The organism is Synergistaceae bacterium (assembly GCA_031267575.1).
Taxonomy (GTDB): Bacteria; Synergistota; Synergistia; order Synergistales; family Aminobacteriaceae; genus JAIRYN01.
In genome coordinates, this window is the sequence record JAIRYN010000001.1 from 1 (window position 1) to 17339 (window position 17339).

At 48.1% G+C, this 17339-nt stretch carries 12 protein-coding genes and 2 pseudogenes; all 14 read right to left on the reverse strand.

The window, feature by feature from the left end; genetic code table 11:
* Positions 1 to 350, reverse strand: a 350-nt coding sequence (locus tag LBJ36_00005) for a helix-turn-helix domain-containing protein (GenBank protein MDR1377425.1), incomplete at its 3' end; no start/stop codon positions are given.
* Between the two features lie 192 nt (positions 351 to 542).
* Positions 543 to 2741, reverse strand: a complete 2199-nt coding sequence (locus tag LBJ36_00010; protein MDR1377426.1) for a hypothetical protein — start codon at positions 2739 to 2741, stop codon at positions 543 to 545.
* A gap of 97 nt (positions 2742 to 2838) precedes the next feature.
* Positions 2839 to 3441, reverse strand: a complete 603-nt coding sequence (locus LBJ36_00015) for a class I SAM-dependent methyltransferase (protein ID MDR1377427.1) — start codon at positions 3439 to 3441, stop codon at positions 2839 to 2841.
* A complete protein-coding gene (locus LBJ36_00020) occupies positions 3404 to 4429 on the reverse strand; it encodes a glycosyltransferase family 2 protein (protein MDR1377428.1) in 1026 nt (341 codons plus the stop codon). The genes LBJ36_00015 and LBJ36_00020 overlap by 38 nt, the downstream gene beginning before the upstream one ends.
* A gap of 148 nt (positions 4430 to 4577) precedes the next feature.
* The gene (locus LBJ36_00025; protein MDR1377429.1) at positions 4578 to 6212 is read right to left on the reverse strand and encodes a phosphoethanolamine transferase; all 1635 of its coding nucleotides are present in this window, start codon (positions 6210 to 6212) and stop codon (positions 4578 to 4580) included.
* A gap of 173 nt (positions 6213 to 6385) precedes the next feature.
* Positions 6386 to 8089: a phosphoethanolamine transferase gene (locus tag LBJ36_00030; protein ID MDR1377430.1), complete on the reverse strand. Its 1704-nt coding sequence runs from the start codon at positions 8087 to 8089 to the stop codon at positions 6386 to 6388.
* Positions 8090 to 8211: 122 nt separating this feature from the next.
* On the reverse strand, positions 8212 to 8709 hold the full coding sequence (locus LBJ36_00035; GenBank protein ID MDR1377431.1) for a prepilin-type N-terminal cleavage/methylation domain-containing protein: 498 nt from the start codon (positions 8707 to 8709) through the stop codon (positions 8212 to 8214).
* A gap of 160 nt (positions 8710 to 8869) precedes the next feature.
* Complete coding sequence (locus LBJ36_00040; GenBank protein MDR1377432.1) at positions 8870 to 9370, reverse strand: prepilin-type N-terminal cleavage/methylation domain-containing protein; 501 nt, start codon at positions 9368 to 9370, stop codon at positions 8870 to 8872.
* A gap of 99 nt (positions 9371 to 9469) precedes the next feature.
* On the reverse strand, positions 9470 to 10705 hold the full coding sequence (locus tag LBJ36_00045; protein ID MDR1377433.1) for a type II secretion system F family protein: 1236 nt from the start codon (positions 10703 to 10705) through the stop codon (positions 9470 to 9472).
* Positions 10706 to 10754: 49 nt separating this feature from the next.
* A complete protein-coding gene (locus LBJ36_00050; protein ID MDR1377434.1) occupies positions 10755 to 11852 on the reverse strand; it encodes a type IV pilus twitching motility protein PilT in 1098 nt (365 codons plus the stop codon).
* Positions 11853 to 11941: 89 nt separating this feature from the next.
* Positions 11942 to 13600, reverse strand: coding sequence for a Flp pilus assembly complex ATPase component TadA (tadA, locus tag LBJ36_00055; protein ID MDR1377435.1), 1659 nt, complete (start codon positions 13598 to 13600; stop codon positions 11942 to 11944).
* A 582-nt stretch (positions 13601 to 14182) separates the two neighbouring features.
* Positions 14183 to 14608: pseudogene (locus LBJ36_00060) on the reverse strand (type II secretion system protein GspE).
* Between the two features lie 440 nt (positions 14609 to 15048).
* Complete coding sequence (locus LBJ36_00065; GenBank protein ID MDR1377436.1) at positions 15049 to 16692, reverse strand: GspE/PulE family protein; 1644 nt, start codon at positions 16690 to 16692, stop codon at positions 15049 to 15051.
* Positions 16693 to 16893: 201 nt separating this feature from the next.
* Positions 16894 to 17286: pseudogene (locus LBJ36_00070) on the reverse strand (hypothetical protein).
* Positions 17287 to 17339 lie beyond the last annotated feature (53 nt).

A 17339-nucleotide genomic window follows, 5' to 3' on the forward strand; every position in this document is an offset into this window, starting at 1 on the left:
TCGTTACTCATTGAAAATCGGTCATGGACACCTTTTTTACGAAAAGTCGGATAACGGGCACACCCGGTAAAAAAATTTCGAAATGCCGCGCCTAATTGCATGATAGCCATCTGCGGAGCGCACTTGGTGACCTCCAGCATCCATGGAAAGTCTGTTCGTTTGATACTGTTCAGTTTGCGCCGTAGTGCCATCTGGTTAGGTTTTGGGTTTGCAGAGTCGGCTTTCCACGCCTCGTACTGCCGCTTCCATTCAGCCAACGCCTCAGCCAATGCCCAATTGTACGCAAACCGGGCGCAACCTGCCGCACGGGCAAAATATGTTGCTTGCTTGTTATTCGGATTGAGGACTATCCGAGGACTATCCGAGGACTATCCTATGCGCTATCAACATGATGGCCGCCTACTATAATGTTCTGTTTTAATTCGTCCGATTTTTTCCCAACGCCGTAGCGCCGTAGCATTGTGATTGAAACCCCTAATGTTTCAAATGCTTCACCTATGCTTAACAATCTATTCATAATTACTATATTAACATAGATTTAATTATATTTCTATCGTACTGTTCACACCCTTTTCTCGAATCTGTATCCCTTCCATCTGTAAACCATAAAGCGAGTGCTCAAGATCGTTTTCTATCAGCGAGGAAACGCCCCGTAACTGTAATCTCAGCGTCACAAGGCGCATTTCGTCCCTAAAACTATCTTCCATGAGTTGTCTCGGGATCAAGAACGTTCCCGTCGATGCTTCTCCATCGATCTCCCAGATTCCGATTTGCCGATGATTGATAAAAACCTCAATGGACAGTTTGCGCGCCGCCTTTCCCGTCCTTTCTCTTTCCTCGTCGAACACGAGGCCCCTCAACAACACTTCCCAGTCGTTCACCGACTCTCGGTCCAAGGACATGTAAAACTTCACTTTGTTAGCATAAGTTCTCCAAACGATAAAACGGGAAAAATCTTTTGAAGAGGTCTCCTCAGCAGGAACCAGTCCCTCCGACATTCTGAGCCAGGGCAGCGCATCCTCTTGGGCAAAAATAAGGGGCGTCTCCGGCACGGGTAAAAGATCATCCGCAAAGGAGATGTTAACGCCCCCAGCGGTACGGGCTTTCGAGAGGCTGCCCAGCTCCGCGGCCGTTCTGCCGAAAAACGTTTCTTCTGGATTGGCGTATTTTTGTTTGAGGTCAAAACGGTCAAAAATACCATCCCATTCGAATACACTCTGGTCCAAAAGTACCATTTCCCCGACATGGGGAGCGCAGACTTGTTGTATTGTCTGTGTCATCACCCATTGATTCCCCGTAAAAAGGCAAAAAACACCTATGGTGTTGAGAAGAGCTACAGAAAAGGGAATCCAAAGGAGATATCCTCTTTGATCAGGAATGGGTAAAAGGAATGCCAGAGGGAGAATCCACAGAAACGGCGCGTAGCGCATTTGCCAGGCATAGGGTTGTATGAACAACAGAAGCAGCAACAGGAATAGAAGCCAAGCAATCTCGCGAAAGTAAAAAATAGGCAGCAACAAGAGGGAGATAACTAAGAAGAGAAAAAATAGCGGCCCCAATCCCGCCGCGTGCGTATTCGCGGCTACTACAAACGGTTCCCAATCCTTAAAAGGAGCGTCGAAAGGATTTTTGAGTCTGACGGGAGTCAATATCTCCGCGTTAGATTCCTGCGTGTGCGAGATGATCGACCACAACAATCTCGTATAGCGATTGTGTGCATTGGGGAAGATTGTTTGAGCTCTTCTCTCCAAAGTGTCACCAATGGCTCCCATCTCCTCGCTTTGGATCAGAGGATAAAAAATATGCCGGCCGTTCAAAAGATTTGTGACATAGGGAGCAAACCCCAAGATAAATACCACTAGGAAAACGGGTAATCCCAACTTCAAACTCAAACGAAACGCGGACCGTATTCCGGCAGCAAGGCGTCCCGCGAAAGTTGGCGTTCGTGTCTCTCGGCAAGTTCTGATAAAACGGTGAAGAACGACGCAAAACAAAATGATGCTACCATAAGCGAACCCCGTAGTTTTGACGCAAAACAACAAAGATATGGAGATAAGACAAAAAAAGTGTGTTAAGCGCGATATGGGCCTGCCGTCGAAAAAAAGGTAAGCATAAAAGATACCCACAAGGCAAAGAGTCCCCAACGCTCCATCCACGACGTAACCCGTAAACTGAGTCAGGGCAATGGGGTTCAAACAAGCGACAATCCATAAAAACCTCTTGGAAAACGACTCCCCTTTTGTAGCGTCCCAAAGGAAAAACATGACCGCAAAGAGTAGAAGCAGATGATAAACCGTCCCCAATTGAAGATCACCCCAGGCGGCGGTGACCGTGGCCGCGAAGTACCATGTTGCCTTAGGGAAATAGGTGGCTTGGTTGCTCCAGAGATCCGTCGGACGCCCAAAATCCATATAACCGTCGTAGATTGGGTTGAATCCTTGGACTATACGCGCAACGGCCGGCTGATGATAGGCCAATCCGTCGTAAAAGGAGTCGAAAATACTGTAGGCAACAACGTGACAAAAAACGAGCGACGTCAAAAGAAGGAGGATATCCCCCACGCCGAATTTCTTTCGGTTATAAAAAACGAAACCAGCCAATAAAAACAGTGAAGACCAGTACGCCAGCTCAGGAGAACCGATCCGCAAAAGGAGAAAAATGGAAAGGACAAACGAAGGCAAAAAAACGTAAAGCAGGAGAAACAGGGCGGAATAAGACAACGATTGCGGCCGAATTTTCAATATTTAAACACTCCTTTTTTTCGCGAAACTTGATTTTTGCCGATTCTCCGCTCATCGTCAATATAAAGCACAGTTATCCGGGCGTCACAAAACAAAGTTATACTTTTTTGCACAGTGCCATTGTCCAAGGCAAAGGTGTCAGAACTTCAAGCACCGTGTATCTTGCCCTTAGAAACGACAAAAAAGCGTTTTCACTCCAATGATTGACATGGCCGGGAGTGTTGCCCAGACTACGCCAATACTTTAGCCGGCAGAAGTTCAAAAAACACCATAAAGGCTCACGCGGAACGCTGAAAATGGCGTATTCAGCGGAGAGCTCGGCGAGACGCTTCAAAGCGGCCTCGGGACAATCGAGATGTTCTAAAACCTCGCAACAAATGAGAAGTTCTTGCTGGAAAGGTTCTAAAGGAAAAGTATAGAGATCCCCCACCTCAAAATGAAGGCGAGACTCCAGACGCGTTTCGCGCGCGTGTCGAGACGCTAAATCTATCGCGTTCGCCCTCACGTCGAGTCCATGTACAGAGTATCCTTCTTGAGCTAAGGCAAAAGCCAAATGGCCTTCGCCGCATCCAATTTCGAGAAGGCTACGAGGCGCGACTTTCCTCACCAAAGAGGACAATGACTTGATAAAATGAGAAATCAGGTAACGAGAGATTGGATTGTTAGAGGCGTATTTTTCGGCGAAAGGAAGTTTTTCCATTACAATCTCTCTCCTTTCCCATTTTTTCCCCCATTTTTTTGTCTTCTTTATCGTAAAAAAGCTGCCGTACACGATATTGTACATCTTCTATAATTTTCCGATTGGCAGCGATCAAGTCCGCCTGAAGTCCCAAAATCATTGTCTGAACGCCTATCAAAATAAGGGCGATCGCAAGCAACAAAGACTGCACATGGCCTGCCGAGTCATTGTACACGAACATCAATACTAGAAAGCGCAACCCGATTAAAAATCCCACTCCGAAAAAACAAAGTCCCAAGGACAGGAAAAAACGCAGAGGGCTGTACATAACGAAAACGCGCAAGATGGTAAAAATCGAACGCTTGATGTACTGTCCTATGCTCTTGAACAATCGAGACTCTCTCAAGCTGGGGTTGGTCCTGATCGGCACCGAGATTATCGCCATGTTTTTGCGCCCGGCCTGAATGATAGTTTCCAAAGTGTAGGTGTACTCCGACACCACGTTCATCTTCATGGCAGCTTCGCGGGAAAACGCTCGAAAACCGCTGGGGGCGTCGGGAATATCCGTGTTCGAGGCCACTCTTACGACCCAACTCCCTAGGCGCTGTAACTTTTTTTTGAGCCAAGAAAAATGCTCAATATTGTCGATGGGACGCTCTCCGATGACGATATCCGCTCTCCCCTCCAAGATGGGGCGCACCAGGACATCCACATCCGCCCCGCAATACTGGTTGTCCGCGTCGGTATTGACGATAATGTCGGCACCTAGTTTTAGACAGGCGTCGAGCCCCACCATGAAGCCTACAGCCAAGCCCTGATTTTTGGTCAAGTTGACAATATGGTGCGCGCCACACCGCCGAGCGACCTCCACCGTTTTGTCTCGGCTGCCGTCGTTGACGATAAGATATTCAACCGTCTCGATTTCTGAAATTGTTCTCGGCAAGGCGGTCAAGGCGATGGGAAGAGCGTTTTCTTCGTTATAACAAGGGATTTGGATGATCAATTTCATGAGATTCCTCCATAGAAATTCCTCAGAAATTCTTTTATAGAAATTCTTTTATAGAAATTCCTCTATAAAAATTCTTACATAAAAATTCTTACATCAGACAACCGTCATAGCGCTTGTTTTAGCGAAGCCCACAAAGAGCCTGATAAATTCATAAATCCCCTCGGCCTTCCAGAAGCCAACGCATCAATTTGGACTCTTGTTCCACTGTTCTGGGGTTGACAAGGTTCTCTGGAGGATAAGCGAGATACATTTTCCCTAAACACATTCTTGCCCTCATATAGTACGACGAAGAGAAAATACTTCGCGAGGGATCGTATAAATACGTTTTCAAACCAGCGATGTCCATAATGGAATAAATGATATCATCCAAACGGTAGGGCCTGTCCAAGTAGGTTTGATACAAGTCGGTTTCCCTCACGCGTTTGTATTCTTCTGAAAACCAGACGATAAAAGGAACATCCAACATATATTTATTGACTTTCTCCAGGTCACGGCCAGAGATTTCGTTATAATCGAAAACATCCTCCCCGTGGTCGCTGAAATATAAAACCCAGGATCGTTCCTTTCTGGATTCCAAGGATTTTATAACATAATCGATGATAAAATCCGTATAGCGAATTGAATTATCGTAATAATTGACGATCTCGACTTTGTTGGACTGAGATCGAATGTCGGAGCTCTCGATACCCAGCGCGGTATCAAAATAGTTAAAAGACGCGGGATAACGATATTGATAAAGACCATGACTTCCTTTCAAATGCAAAAAGATCGCTTTTTTCGTTATGTTTTCGTCAAGAGCCTCTTCCAACCAAGGCAATAGAACCGAGTCGTACTGCAGATCGTTTGGGTTTGTTATAAAACCACCTTGCATACTTCTCAAATCAACGTCTCGATTTTCTGAAAATTTTCGGGAAGAAGCGTTGCGCGAAAGGACCTGCAATAAAGTGTCGCACATTCCCATAACAGCGTTATTGGAAAACCAATACGTAGTGAACCCCGCTCCATTGAGGATATCGATAATTGAATAACGATAATATTCCCAACCCTTATTTTGATCCATAAAGCTCAAAGCGCATAATAGAGAATTCATTGTGCTGATCTCCGTGGCGTTTACGTTATTGAAACAAAATATTTCGTTTTTCGATAGGCGATCCATTATGAAGGGCGTGGTTTCCCTAGGATAACCATAGACTCTCCAATGATACCGCGACGCGCTTTCGCCGATAATCACGATGTAAGTTTCTTTGACGTCGGCCGGAGCGGACGCCTCGACATCTTCTTCCATAATTCGGGTTCTATTGGCGTCACTGATGCCGATAATGAGATTTCTTTCACTCCGATAACGAAAATAGCTCTTATAAAACTGGAATCCATAATTGAACAACCGTATGTTCGAGCAGAACAGGAAAGAGGCGCTAATAACCATAAAGATGCCCCACACGCTCCATCTGTATTTGATGGGAATTTTTTTCAGATTCCGAACTTCCCGCGACATTCCCCTCACAGCTGGCAACGGAACGAAGATGTAAGCGAGACACCATAGTGGGAGCGACGGGAAACGTTCGAGGCATTCCTGCAGAAACTCCCCTGACTCCGCTATATTGGTTCCCCAGATGAAATAGAAAGTATTAAAATTGAGAGGGTTTTTATAAATTTGGACGTAAGAGGCGACGATGATCGTGGGAACCCATAATATGAGACAGCACAGGAACAAATATAGCCGAGAGGGACCAGGGGCCGTCGAGATGGTGAAGATCAATAAAGAAAAAAACAACACGTTCACAAAAGGATAATAAAATTCCCAAACGTATTCCTTCGCTGAACAAAACATGGCGAGATAAAAGCAAAATAGATAGCTCGACGCGAGACAAACGCTCCAGAGGCAGCTTCGATAATAGCTTTTCATTAATAGCAACATTTTAGCGAATACCTTTCTGAAAATATAAAAATTTAAAATCAATGTGAGTTCACATTTGCCGGTACATAAGCTTTGTTAACAATACTTTTGTCAGGTCTGAAACCGTCGAAAGTCAAATCATAAAGATCAATCATTGTCCAAAAGAGGTCGTCTAGCACAAAATCTTTGTGCTGATTCGTCCTCGCCGTCTCCGCAATCTCTGGAAAACGTGTCTTGTATTCATCGGAAAGCCAAAGAATCAAAGGAATTTTCATAATCGAAGGTGTTTTCTCTACCCTTTTATCGACGCGTCCGAAAAAATCCTGGGTGTCGTAAACCTCTTCTCCATGATCAGAGAAATACAGAACGAAAGAAGCTCCGCCTCGATCCTTTATCGCTTCTATGAACTCGGCGATAATGTAGTCGGTATACAGTATCGAATTATCGTATTGGTCTATAAGGTTTTTCTTAGCCGGAGAGAGCCAAGGGCGTCGAGGATCGTCAGGGTAATCTCTGAAACGCGAAAATTCCGAGGGATAACGATTAACGTAATGCATGTGGCTACCGTTGAAGTGGACAAAAATTCCCTTATTGGAGCGCGAAGACGCTAAAATATCCCTGAATAAGGGCAGAGTGGCGCCATCCAGATATTTCCCTTTTTCATCAGCAATGTTCACGTCTTCGTATCGTTGTACATTGGAGTTTATTAGCCGGACAAAAGCGTCCGCTCCCGAAAAAGCGATGATGCTTTCTATAACAGAATTCGTCAACCAGAACGTTTTGAAATTCGCCTCGTTCAAAATATCGAAAATCGAACAAGTATAGTCTATTAAATAACCTCGCTGATTGTCCAGAAAACTGAAAGCTCCGAGTAAAGCGCGCGTAGTAGCCGACGCGACAGCTTCGGCTTTATCGAAGATCAGCAAGTCCGAGCTGATGGCCTGGAGCCTTGGCGTCGTATCGCGAAAATAACCATAAATTCCATGATGAATTCTCGTGGCGGACTCGCCCACCAGAACAAGCCCGACAATTTCTCCATCGAACTCTCTATCTGAGGTGCGTTTGAGGCCCGTCAAAGGGAAGTGTTCTTTGGGTTGCTGCGTCATGAGCCGCAACAGGGATTTTTCATAATCATCCATGTTTTTATATTTATAAAATTCTCTGGCGTAGTATCTAAAAAAATAAACGCGCACATTGTTATCCAGCCAAGTTCGCGTCTTTTCCTGCGGATGAAGCCGCATAAAATATCCCTCATAAAAAACGACGCCCAAAACCAGAGGAAGCAAACAGAACATCCGTTTTGCGGTGTTGGCTGGCTTTGGAGCGCGCAATACCCAAACCATGAGAACGAATGGGAAAAATACGACAAACAAAAGCGCTCCCCAGGCAAAAAAGGGGAGACGAGCCGCCAAAAATTCATAGGCCTCATTCCAGTTGGTATTCCAGACGAACTTGGAAACCTCGTAGTCGAAAAGCGACCTGAATGTGATCATGTATCCGCTGTAAATCAAGGTAGGAAGCACGACACCTCCATAAAGAAGAAGCATACAGGGGAGAATCAATATGGGAAGAATCATGCCGGGCAATAAAAATAGCGCGTTAATCGAGCCGCCTATCAATAAATCCTGAAACATATCTTTGTCAATAAGACCCGGAAGGCGGGGAAACGCCACGTAATTGCAGATGAAGACAACGATGGGAAAGAAAAAAGAGAACAAAAGACACCTACCGTAAAAAACGTTTTTTTTTGAAATATTGGACACTATAAATACATCCTCCTGGGTCTATTCGAGGTTTTTCATAATCCATTATAGTTTTTCACGTCGTTCAAGAGCAATAAAAAAGGCCCCCGAAGGAGCCAGGGCCTTTTTGAATTACTTTTTAACTAACGCGCCACTACCCAAATCATTTTATCAGACACTTCGAAAGCGCTGGTCAGCCCTGGAAGGCTCGATACCCCAGCACTCCCCAAAAGCCCCGTGGATTTCGCCTTACCCTGCAGTTTCTCCTTCAGCTCGCTCGTGGCGTTCGTCAGATCGAAACCCACAAACCATTTTTTCGCGCCGCCTGAAGTCCCTTGCTTAAACATATAAAGATCACTGATTTTTTCGGGATTATCCATGTACTTACCCAAAAGAGTCTTCGCACTGCCGGAGGCATTGATAACCGTGTCCGCGTCTCCCCTGTTCACAGCGTCCATACTATCTGCGAAAAACATCATCGTCGCTGCCTTCAAGTTACGAAGCTCACTGATGATATTGGCCGCTTCCGCAGAGGCCGTTGCTGAAGAGCTAGAGAGCAACATTGCAGCCGCCAAAATTCCAATAATAACGATAACGATTAATAACTCCACCAATGTAAAACCTTTACGCACTTTCATCATAATCTTATACCTCCCTTGATTTCTGCTCTCTATATTGGAGCTTGTACTAACAGTATAAGACTATCTTACCCTTATTCAATAGGTCTTTAGATCTAAACATATCCTCTTTATTGAACTTGCTTCTCAGTGATTTTCAACTGGGTATGTTCGGTGTGTTTTGCTAACGGGCTACCACCCATACGACCTTATCGCTCACTTTAAAAATGCCACTGCCACCAAGGTCTGTAGGGCATGAAGTACCACTTGTGCCATAAAGTCCCGTCGCCGCCGCCCGACCCTGTAGTTTTTCCTTGAGTTCGCTCGTAGCGTTTGTCAGATCAAAACCCACAAACCACTTGCTTCCAGTACTCACATTAGTTTGCCTGAATAAATAGAGCGTCGAAATTTTTTCGGGATTATCTATGTACTTTCCCAAAAGTATCTTTGCACTGTTGCCGGAATTGATAACCGAATTCGCCTCTCCTCTGTTCACCGCGTCCATGCTATCCGCGAAAAACATCATGGTTGCCGCCTTCAGGTTACGAAGCTCGCTGACGATGTTGGCCGCTTCCGCCGAAGCGGTAGCCGAGCTGCTGGAGAGCAACATCGACGAAGCCAAAATACCGATAATCACGATCACGATCAACAACTCCACCAACGTAAAACCCTTATGTTTCTTCACTGTAATCCCCTCTCTCTCTCTGTATTTAGTATGTACTATATATAGAAGTATAGTAGAAGTATAAAAGTATTGCTGCCTTGTTACAATAGGACTTATAGATTATCCCATCTGAGACATAGCGGAAGTAATAGGTCCAAAGATAGCCATAGCGATTAGAGCCACGATACCGCCCACAAAGATGATCATGATGGGTTCCATCAAGGAGGTCATGGCCTTGATTTGTTCGTCTAACTCCTGATCGTACCACGTGGCCACCTTCTCCAGCATCCCGTCCAAATGTCCCGTTTCCTCTCCAATGCGGATCATTTGACAGACCAGGATGGGGAATATCTTGGCGCCTCGGGCGGCGTCTCCCAGGTTGCTTCCCCGTTTAGCCGCCTCCAGAAGTTCCCCGAACCCTCTGGAGATCAGGATGTTTCCCGCCACTTCCTTTGCCATCTCCAAGCCGCGCAGGATAGGAACGCCGGCCGAGACCAATGAGGCCAGGGTCTGGGTCGATCGCGCCATAACGGATTTGAACACCAAGCCTTTAATGACAGGCATTTTCAGTTTGAAAGCGTCCATCATCGGCTTTGTCGTTTTGCTTGTGCACATCCAAATGAAGGAAATAATCACAATAAAAGTAAACCCCAAGATCATGGGCCATTCTTCTCCGCAGAAATCCCCGAAGTCGAACATCATCTGGGTCAGCATGGGTAGTTCGATCCCCATGCCACCGAAAACCTCTTTGAATTTGGGCAAAATGAAAGCGATGAACACCACCACGACGCTGACGGCGAAGGTCATTACGAAAGCGGGATAGAACATCGCCGATTTGATCTTGCTTGTCAACGCCGCCTGTTTCTCCAGCAACCCCGCCACCCGATCCAGGGCGCTGTCTAAAATACCACCTTCTTCCCCCGCCTGGACCAGAGAGACCATCATCTGGTTGAAAACCGGCTGCTGTCTCATCACCTGGCTCATTGGCAATCCCTGATCGATACCGTTTTTGACGGCGTTGACAGTGTCGCGGAAGATCAGGTTCTTCTCCTGTTCTGACACGATATCGAGGGCCATGGTCAAACTGAGTCCCGCTTGAATCATCGTCGCCAACTGGCGGAAGAAGACCATCTTCGTTTTGGACGGAACGGTGCCGATGCGCTGCATTTTGTCGAATAAGGTCATTGTCCGCTTGTTGGCGGTCACCGCCGCCCCCCCTCGCCCAGCCTGGTTGACGGACAAGGGCAGCATCCCTTTCTGTCTCAGGGAATCCAAGGCGACCCCTTGGTTGTCAGCTTCCAAAAGTCCCTCTACAATCTTACCGTCCGCAGCACGTGCTTTATATCTGAAATTCATAACAGCAGCCTCCTATCTCAAAAGTCGAAATTCACGGACGCCGGCAAAATCAACGTCCACCCTGCTGTTCTAGTAAAATGCGCTGTAAATCTTTTGGATCATAGGCATAGGTCAAGGCGGCATCCAAGGACAAAATCTTGTTCTTGACAAACACGGCCAAACTTTGTTCCATGGTGTGCATCCCTACATTGACCCCTGTTTGAATCAAAGTCTTGATCTGGTTGGTCTTGCCCTCCCGGATACAGTTTCGGACCGCCGGATTCGCGATCAGCAGTTCCGTGGAACAAATGCGCCCCCCTCCGCTTTCCTTTCCCTTCGGAATCAACTGTTGCGAACAAATCCCCGCCAGAACGGTGGATAATTGGATCCGAATCTGCGTTTGGTGGTGAGGAGGAAAAACATCGATGATACGGTCGATGGACTGGGCCGCGTCTTGGGTGTGCAGCGTGCCGAAAACCAAATGTCCCGTCTCCGAAGCGGTAATGGCGGCGCTGATGGTGTCCAAGTCGCGCAACTCCCCTATCAGAAGGACATCCGGGTCCTGGCGCAGCGCGCGCCTCAGACCCTCGGAGAAGCTTTCCGTGTCGGTGCCAATCTCCCTCTGGTGCACCAGACACTTCGCCGACCGGTATACGTATTCAATGGGGTCCTCTATGGTAATGATGTGATCGTAACGAGTATTGTTGATCTCGTTCAGGATCGCCGCCAAAGTTGTGCTCTTGCCATGTCCTGTGGGTCCCGTCACCAAAAAAAGCCCTCTGCGGCGCTTGCTGATCTCTTTTAAGACGGGAGGCAGGCTCAGATCGTCGATGGATCGAATGTTCAAGGGAATCAGACGAAAGGCCGCCGCCATATTGCGCGACTCGAAATAAGCGTTGCCTCTGAAACGGGCTTCAAGATCCCCCAACGCTTTGTAGGTAAAGCTGAAATCCAGCTCGTTAGATTCTCTATACTTCTCCATTTGTTCGCTGGTCAGGATCGTTTGTAAGGCTTGCTCTACGTCATAGGCCGTCAGAGGCCCTACTTCTTCCTCGTAGCGTAACCCCCCGTCCATGCGCATCGCGGGCGGCACTCCCACGCTAATATGCAAATCACTGGCGTTTCTTTTAATGACCTCACCCAACAAGGCTCTCAAATCCGCTGGCAAATTAGACCCCTCCCATATGCGACATGCGACTTTATAATTCAATTCTTTTTCATTTCACGGCTTCATTTCACGGCTTCATTTCACGGCCTCTAGAGAGTCGTCGCGAAGACCTCTTCTATGCTGGTCAAGCCAACCAAAGCGTTGTTGATGCCCGATCTTCGGAGCGTCTTCATTCCTTTGGCAATAGCCTCGGCGCGAATAGCGATATTGCTAGCCCCTTCCAAAATCATCTTTCTCAGGTCGTCATCTACCATCATAATCTCGTAAATACCCTTTCTCCCCTTATAACCTTGCCGGCATTCGTTGCATCCCTTGGCTTTCCAAGCGTGGGAACCGTGAGGAACCTCCAGAGCGTCGCACATGTTGAGGTCCATCTCATACTCCTCCTTACAGAATGGACAGAGCTTTCGGACCAACCTTTGAGCGACGACGCCGGAAAGCGAGGCCGAAACCAGGAAGTTAGCCACCCCCATATCCACCATACGCGTGGCGGCGCTGGGCGCGTCGTTCGTGTGCAGGGTGGAAAGAACGAAGTGTCCCGTGAGAGCTGCCCTGATGGCGATTTGGGCGGTCTTCTGGTCACGGATTTCCCCCACCATGACCTTGTCGGGGTCTTGACGCAAAATGGAACGCAACGCGGACTCGAAGGTCAAGCCCGCCTTCTCGTTGACGTGTACCTGGTTGATGCCGGCCACTGTGAACTCCACGGGGTCCTCCACCGTGACGATATTCACGTCGGGCTGATTGATTTTTTCGAGTATGGAATAGAGGGTCGTGGACTTGCCGCTCCCCGTCGGTCCCGTAACCAGCATGATTCCCCAAGGAGTCCCGCAGAAAATATCGATTTTCTCCATATCGTCGGGCTCCAGCCCCAACCTTTCGAGTCCCACCGCCGAGCTTTCCTGGTCCAGAATACGTAAAACCATTTTTTCGCCGTTCATCGTGGGCAGCGAACTGACGCGAAGGTCTATCCGCCGACCTGATACTTTTATCAAAATACGCCCATCCTGGGGTTTTCTTCTCTCGGCGATGTCCATGCCTGCCATGATTTTCATGCGGGCGGAAACGGCTGGGTGTAGTGCCACTGGATAATCGAAGGCTGTGTACAAAGCTCCGTCCACGCGATAACGTATACGGGCTGTTTTTTCATAGGGTTCTACGTGAATGTCCGAAGCTCCCTCCCGGACCGCCTGGTCCAGGACGTTGCTGACCAACTGAATGACCGGCGCGTCGTCGACGTTAGCCTCCGCCACGTTCTCCTGAGGCAGGTCGCTGTCACCGTAAATTTCCACAATGGCGTCTTCCAGGTTGCCCTGAAGGTTGTAGAGTCTGTCTAGGTTGTCGCGAATCTCCGTAGGTGTTGTGATGCCCACTTTCACGTCGCGTCCCGTGAGTATACGAACCTCGTCCTGGGCCAAAAGATCCAAAGGATTGGTCATAGCGACTAGCAATATATCCCCCTCAACGATGGAGAGCGGTATCAACTGCAAGCGCTCGGACACGTGACGGGGAACGGATTTGATGGCCTCCGGCATAGGACGATAACGCGTGAGGGTAAACATGGGCAGCTTGAGCTGCTTCGACAAGGCCTCCGCCAATTTGATCTCTGTGATGATGCCGTCAGTGATTAAAAGTTCCCCTAAACGCTTGCCTGTATATTTTTGCTTTTTAAGCGCTTCCATCAACTGGGACTCGGTGATGACCCCCGCTTGCAGCAAAATATCGCCTAGCTTGGGTTGAGAACGCATCATGTCCAAAATAGTTGTTTTTGGGGTTACCACTACAGGCACCGGAGGTGGAGATGACAATAGAGGTGAAGGTGAAGTCTGAACCGCTTCTGTTTTTTCTGGGTCCGCTGTCACGGAAGACACGGGAGGCGGTAACGAGGGCGTCTGCGCGATGGGAATCTCCGGATCCGGTGCAGGCGTCGGAAGGACTTCCACCACCGTATCTGACACCGTATCTGACACCGTATCTGAAAAAGAGGCGACAGGCAACTCCAGTGAAGTGGTTTCCGTAATCGACTCGGCGGCAAGCTTCGACTGCGATCCCACCCCCAATGCCTCCAACGAAGGAAGGGAAGAAGACGAAAACATTTGAAGTCCTGGGGCGTCCGGCGAAGGCGAAAAATTCGGAGGCTCCAAGACCGGCGAGTCAAGCGACTGAAGTGCGGTCGGAGGTTCTGGTTTCTTGACTTCCATTCCGTTTTCCTCTCTGTTTTCCTTTCTGTTTTCCTCCGAGGGCAACGGAACGATGGTTTCCATGTCTAAATTTTGCGCGTCCAGAGGTTGAAAAAAATTAGAGGACTCCGGTACTTGAGCTCCACTGCTGATCGCGGCTAGAGCCGCGCCGATATCCCGTTTCGTCGCGAGTGCAAATTTGATCTTGAGCGTCGTTGCCATGCGCAGCTCGTCTTGCACCACAAAGTTCAAGGGATCGGAGATGGCCACCAAAAGAGTGTTGCCGTTATTTTGCAGCTCCAAGGGGAAAATTCCCAGGCGTTCTATTAAGGACCTGGGCAGAGAATTGATGGCGGAGATATTGGAGAAGTACCCACCAACATTGACGACAGGTAACATAAACTGAAGCCCCAGCGCCTCCGTCACCTGCAGAGCCGTCAAAACACCCTTCTCGAGCAGCAATTCCCCTAATTTATTATTGGAACTCACCTGGTCCCTCAGAGCCTCATCCAACTGAGACTTGCTAATGCTCCCCGCGTCAAGAAGAATTTCCCCTATTTTTTTCCGTACATCCATACAAATTGCCTCCTGTCAAGGCACGTGCTTTCCGTCTTTACGTTTCTCAGCGATAATACACCATTACTTTTACAATATTTATGATATTTTACTGAATAATTTCGTAATACATAAAAGTAATAATAAAGTAATATCCTTCAGTTTCTCTTTTGCTCATCCTAGGGATTATACAAAGCATTGCTTGTTCTTTGACCAGTAAATTTTCCCTTTGCGCGGATCGTTTACTCACTGGAATCGAATGCTTGTAATTGCGCAAGCTCAGGGGAGCAGAGCTTGTTAGTAAAGAAACTAAGCGATCGACATGATTTACTTCGCTCGTCGGTCGCCTGCTTATTGACCAAAAGTGGCCTCGCTAACCCCTCTGAAATACCCAATGGAAACCCCTGCCAGACGGGAATCGAGTTGAATATACTTAAATTTTTACAAATACCTATTTCATATTAAATAGTGTTCGCCAAAATCTCTTCTATACTAGTTAAACCTGTAAAAACACTGTCGATACCCGATTGCCGAAGCGTTTTCATTCCCTTTCCAATCGCCGCGTCTCGAAGTTGGAGGTTATTTGCCCCCTCCAAAACCATTTGTCTCAAATCGGCATCCATAGTTAAAATCTCGAAAATACCACTTCTTCCTTTGTAGCCTTGGCGGCACTCGTTACACCCCTTGGCCTTCCATGCCCGAGAGCCTCGAGGAATTTGAAGCGCGTCGCAGACGTGGAGGTCCACCGTGTATTCTTCTCTGCAAAACGGGCATAACTTCCTGACAAGCCTCTGTGCAATGATCCCGGAAAAGGTCGCCGAAACCAGGTATGGAGGGACTCCCATATGAATCATACGCGTCAAGGCGCTGGGGGCGTCGTTCGTGTGAAGGGTCGAAAGAACAAAATGTCCTGTTAAAGCCGCCCTTATGGTGATTTGCGCGGTCTCGTGGTCCCGGATCTCCCCCACCATGATCTTATCTGGATCTTGTCGCAAAATGGAACGCAAAATGGTGTCGAAGCCCAGACCTGCCTTTTCGTTGACGTGAATCTGACTGACTCCGTCTAGAGAATACTCCACGGGATCCTCAACCGTGACGATATTGATCCCTGTCCGGTTTATTTTTTCGAGGATGGAGTATAGCGTCGTCGATTTGCCGCTTCCTGTAGGGCCAGTTACTAAAAGCACACCCCACGGGGACTCGCAGAGCCTGTTGATTTTTTCCATGTCGTCCGCTTCTAAACCCAAGTGCTCGATCCCTACGGCCGAGTTTTCTTGGTCCAGGATACGCAAAACGATTTTTTCTCCTCGAGTGGTGGGGACAGAACTGGCGCGGATATCGATGAAACGCCCTCCTATTTTGAGCGGAATACGTCCATCTTGAGGTTTCCTCCTTTCGGCGATATCCATACCCGCCATGATCTTGACCCGCGTGGAGACCGCTGGATGGAGCCGCAAGGGATAATCGAAAGATTCATAAAGGATGCCATCCACCCTAAAACGGACGCGAGCGCTGTTTTTGCAGGGTTCGATATGGACATCCGATGCCTCTTCCCGTACTGCTTGTTTTAGTACGCTACTGACCATCTGAATCACCGGTGCGTCGTTCGCCTGGTCCTCCGTAAAACGATCCGAGGACAAGTCCAGCTCCCGGGCCTCTACAATAGCCTCCTCTAGGCTGCTCTGAAGGTCGTAAAGCCTGTCCAAGTTATTTCGTATCTCCGTGAATGTCGTGACGCACAACTTGAGGTCGCGCCCCGTGAGTAAGTGCACTTCATCCTGAGCCAAAAGGTCTAGGGGATTGGCCATAGCCACAAGCAAAATGTTCTCGTTGAGAGAAAGCGGCACGAGACGCAGCCGTTCGGCAACGTACCGGGGAATCGTCTTGATAGCCTCCGGCATGGGGTTGTAGCGCGTCAATATTAAAAAGGGTATCCCTAGATGAGTCGACAGTGCCTCCGCCAATTTTATTTCCGTAATAACCCCTTCCGCCACAAGAGCGTCACCCAGGCTTTTACTCATATGGGTTTGTTTTTGCAGAAACTCCATAATCCGCTGTTTGTCGACAACCCCACTTTCTACGAGGATATCTCCCAGCTTGGGCATATGTACCCGCAATTTTCCAAAATCGGAAACAGGCTCGTCAGGTTGGTCCAAAATATCTACGACGGCTTCCTCTTCTGGAATCTTTTCCACTTCTTCTTCTTCCTGTTCTTCTTCCTGTTCTTCCTCCTGTTCTTCCGGTGGGAGCGTTGCGTCGAAAGGCAAGAACTTCTTGCTCGCCGGCTCGGCCTTGTCCGTTTTTTGGGGTCTGTCCTCTAGCGTTGCCAACGCGGAATCCATCTCTTCTTCAGTAACCAAGGCGAACCTGATTTCATAGGAAGTCAACGTTCGCAGCTCCTCCTGAACCACGTAGTTCAAGGGGTCCGCAATCGCGATCAAAAGCTCGTTGCCTCGCAGTTCCAAAGGGAAAACTCTCTGGCGTTTCATCAGGCTTCTGGATAACAACCTTATAGCGACCGGGTCGACGGGATAATCACCGATATTGACGATGGGGAGGTTGAATTGGACGCTTAAAGCATCCGTTACCTCTCGCTCCTCAAGGACACCTTTCGCGACAAGTATTTCGCCCAACAAACTAGAGGAATCAACCTGGCTCCTCAAGGCGTCCCGCAATTGCTCAGCCGTGATACGCCCCATTTCTAAAAGGATCGTGCCTATTCTTTTTTTCATCAACGACCTCCTTAGCAATT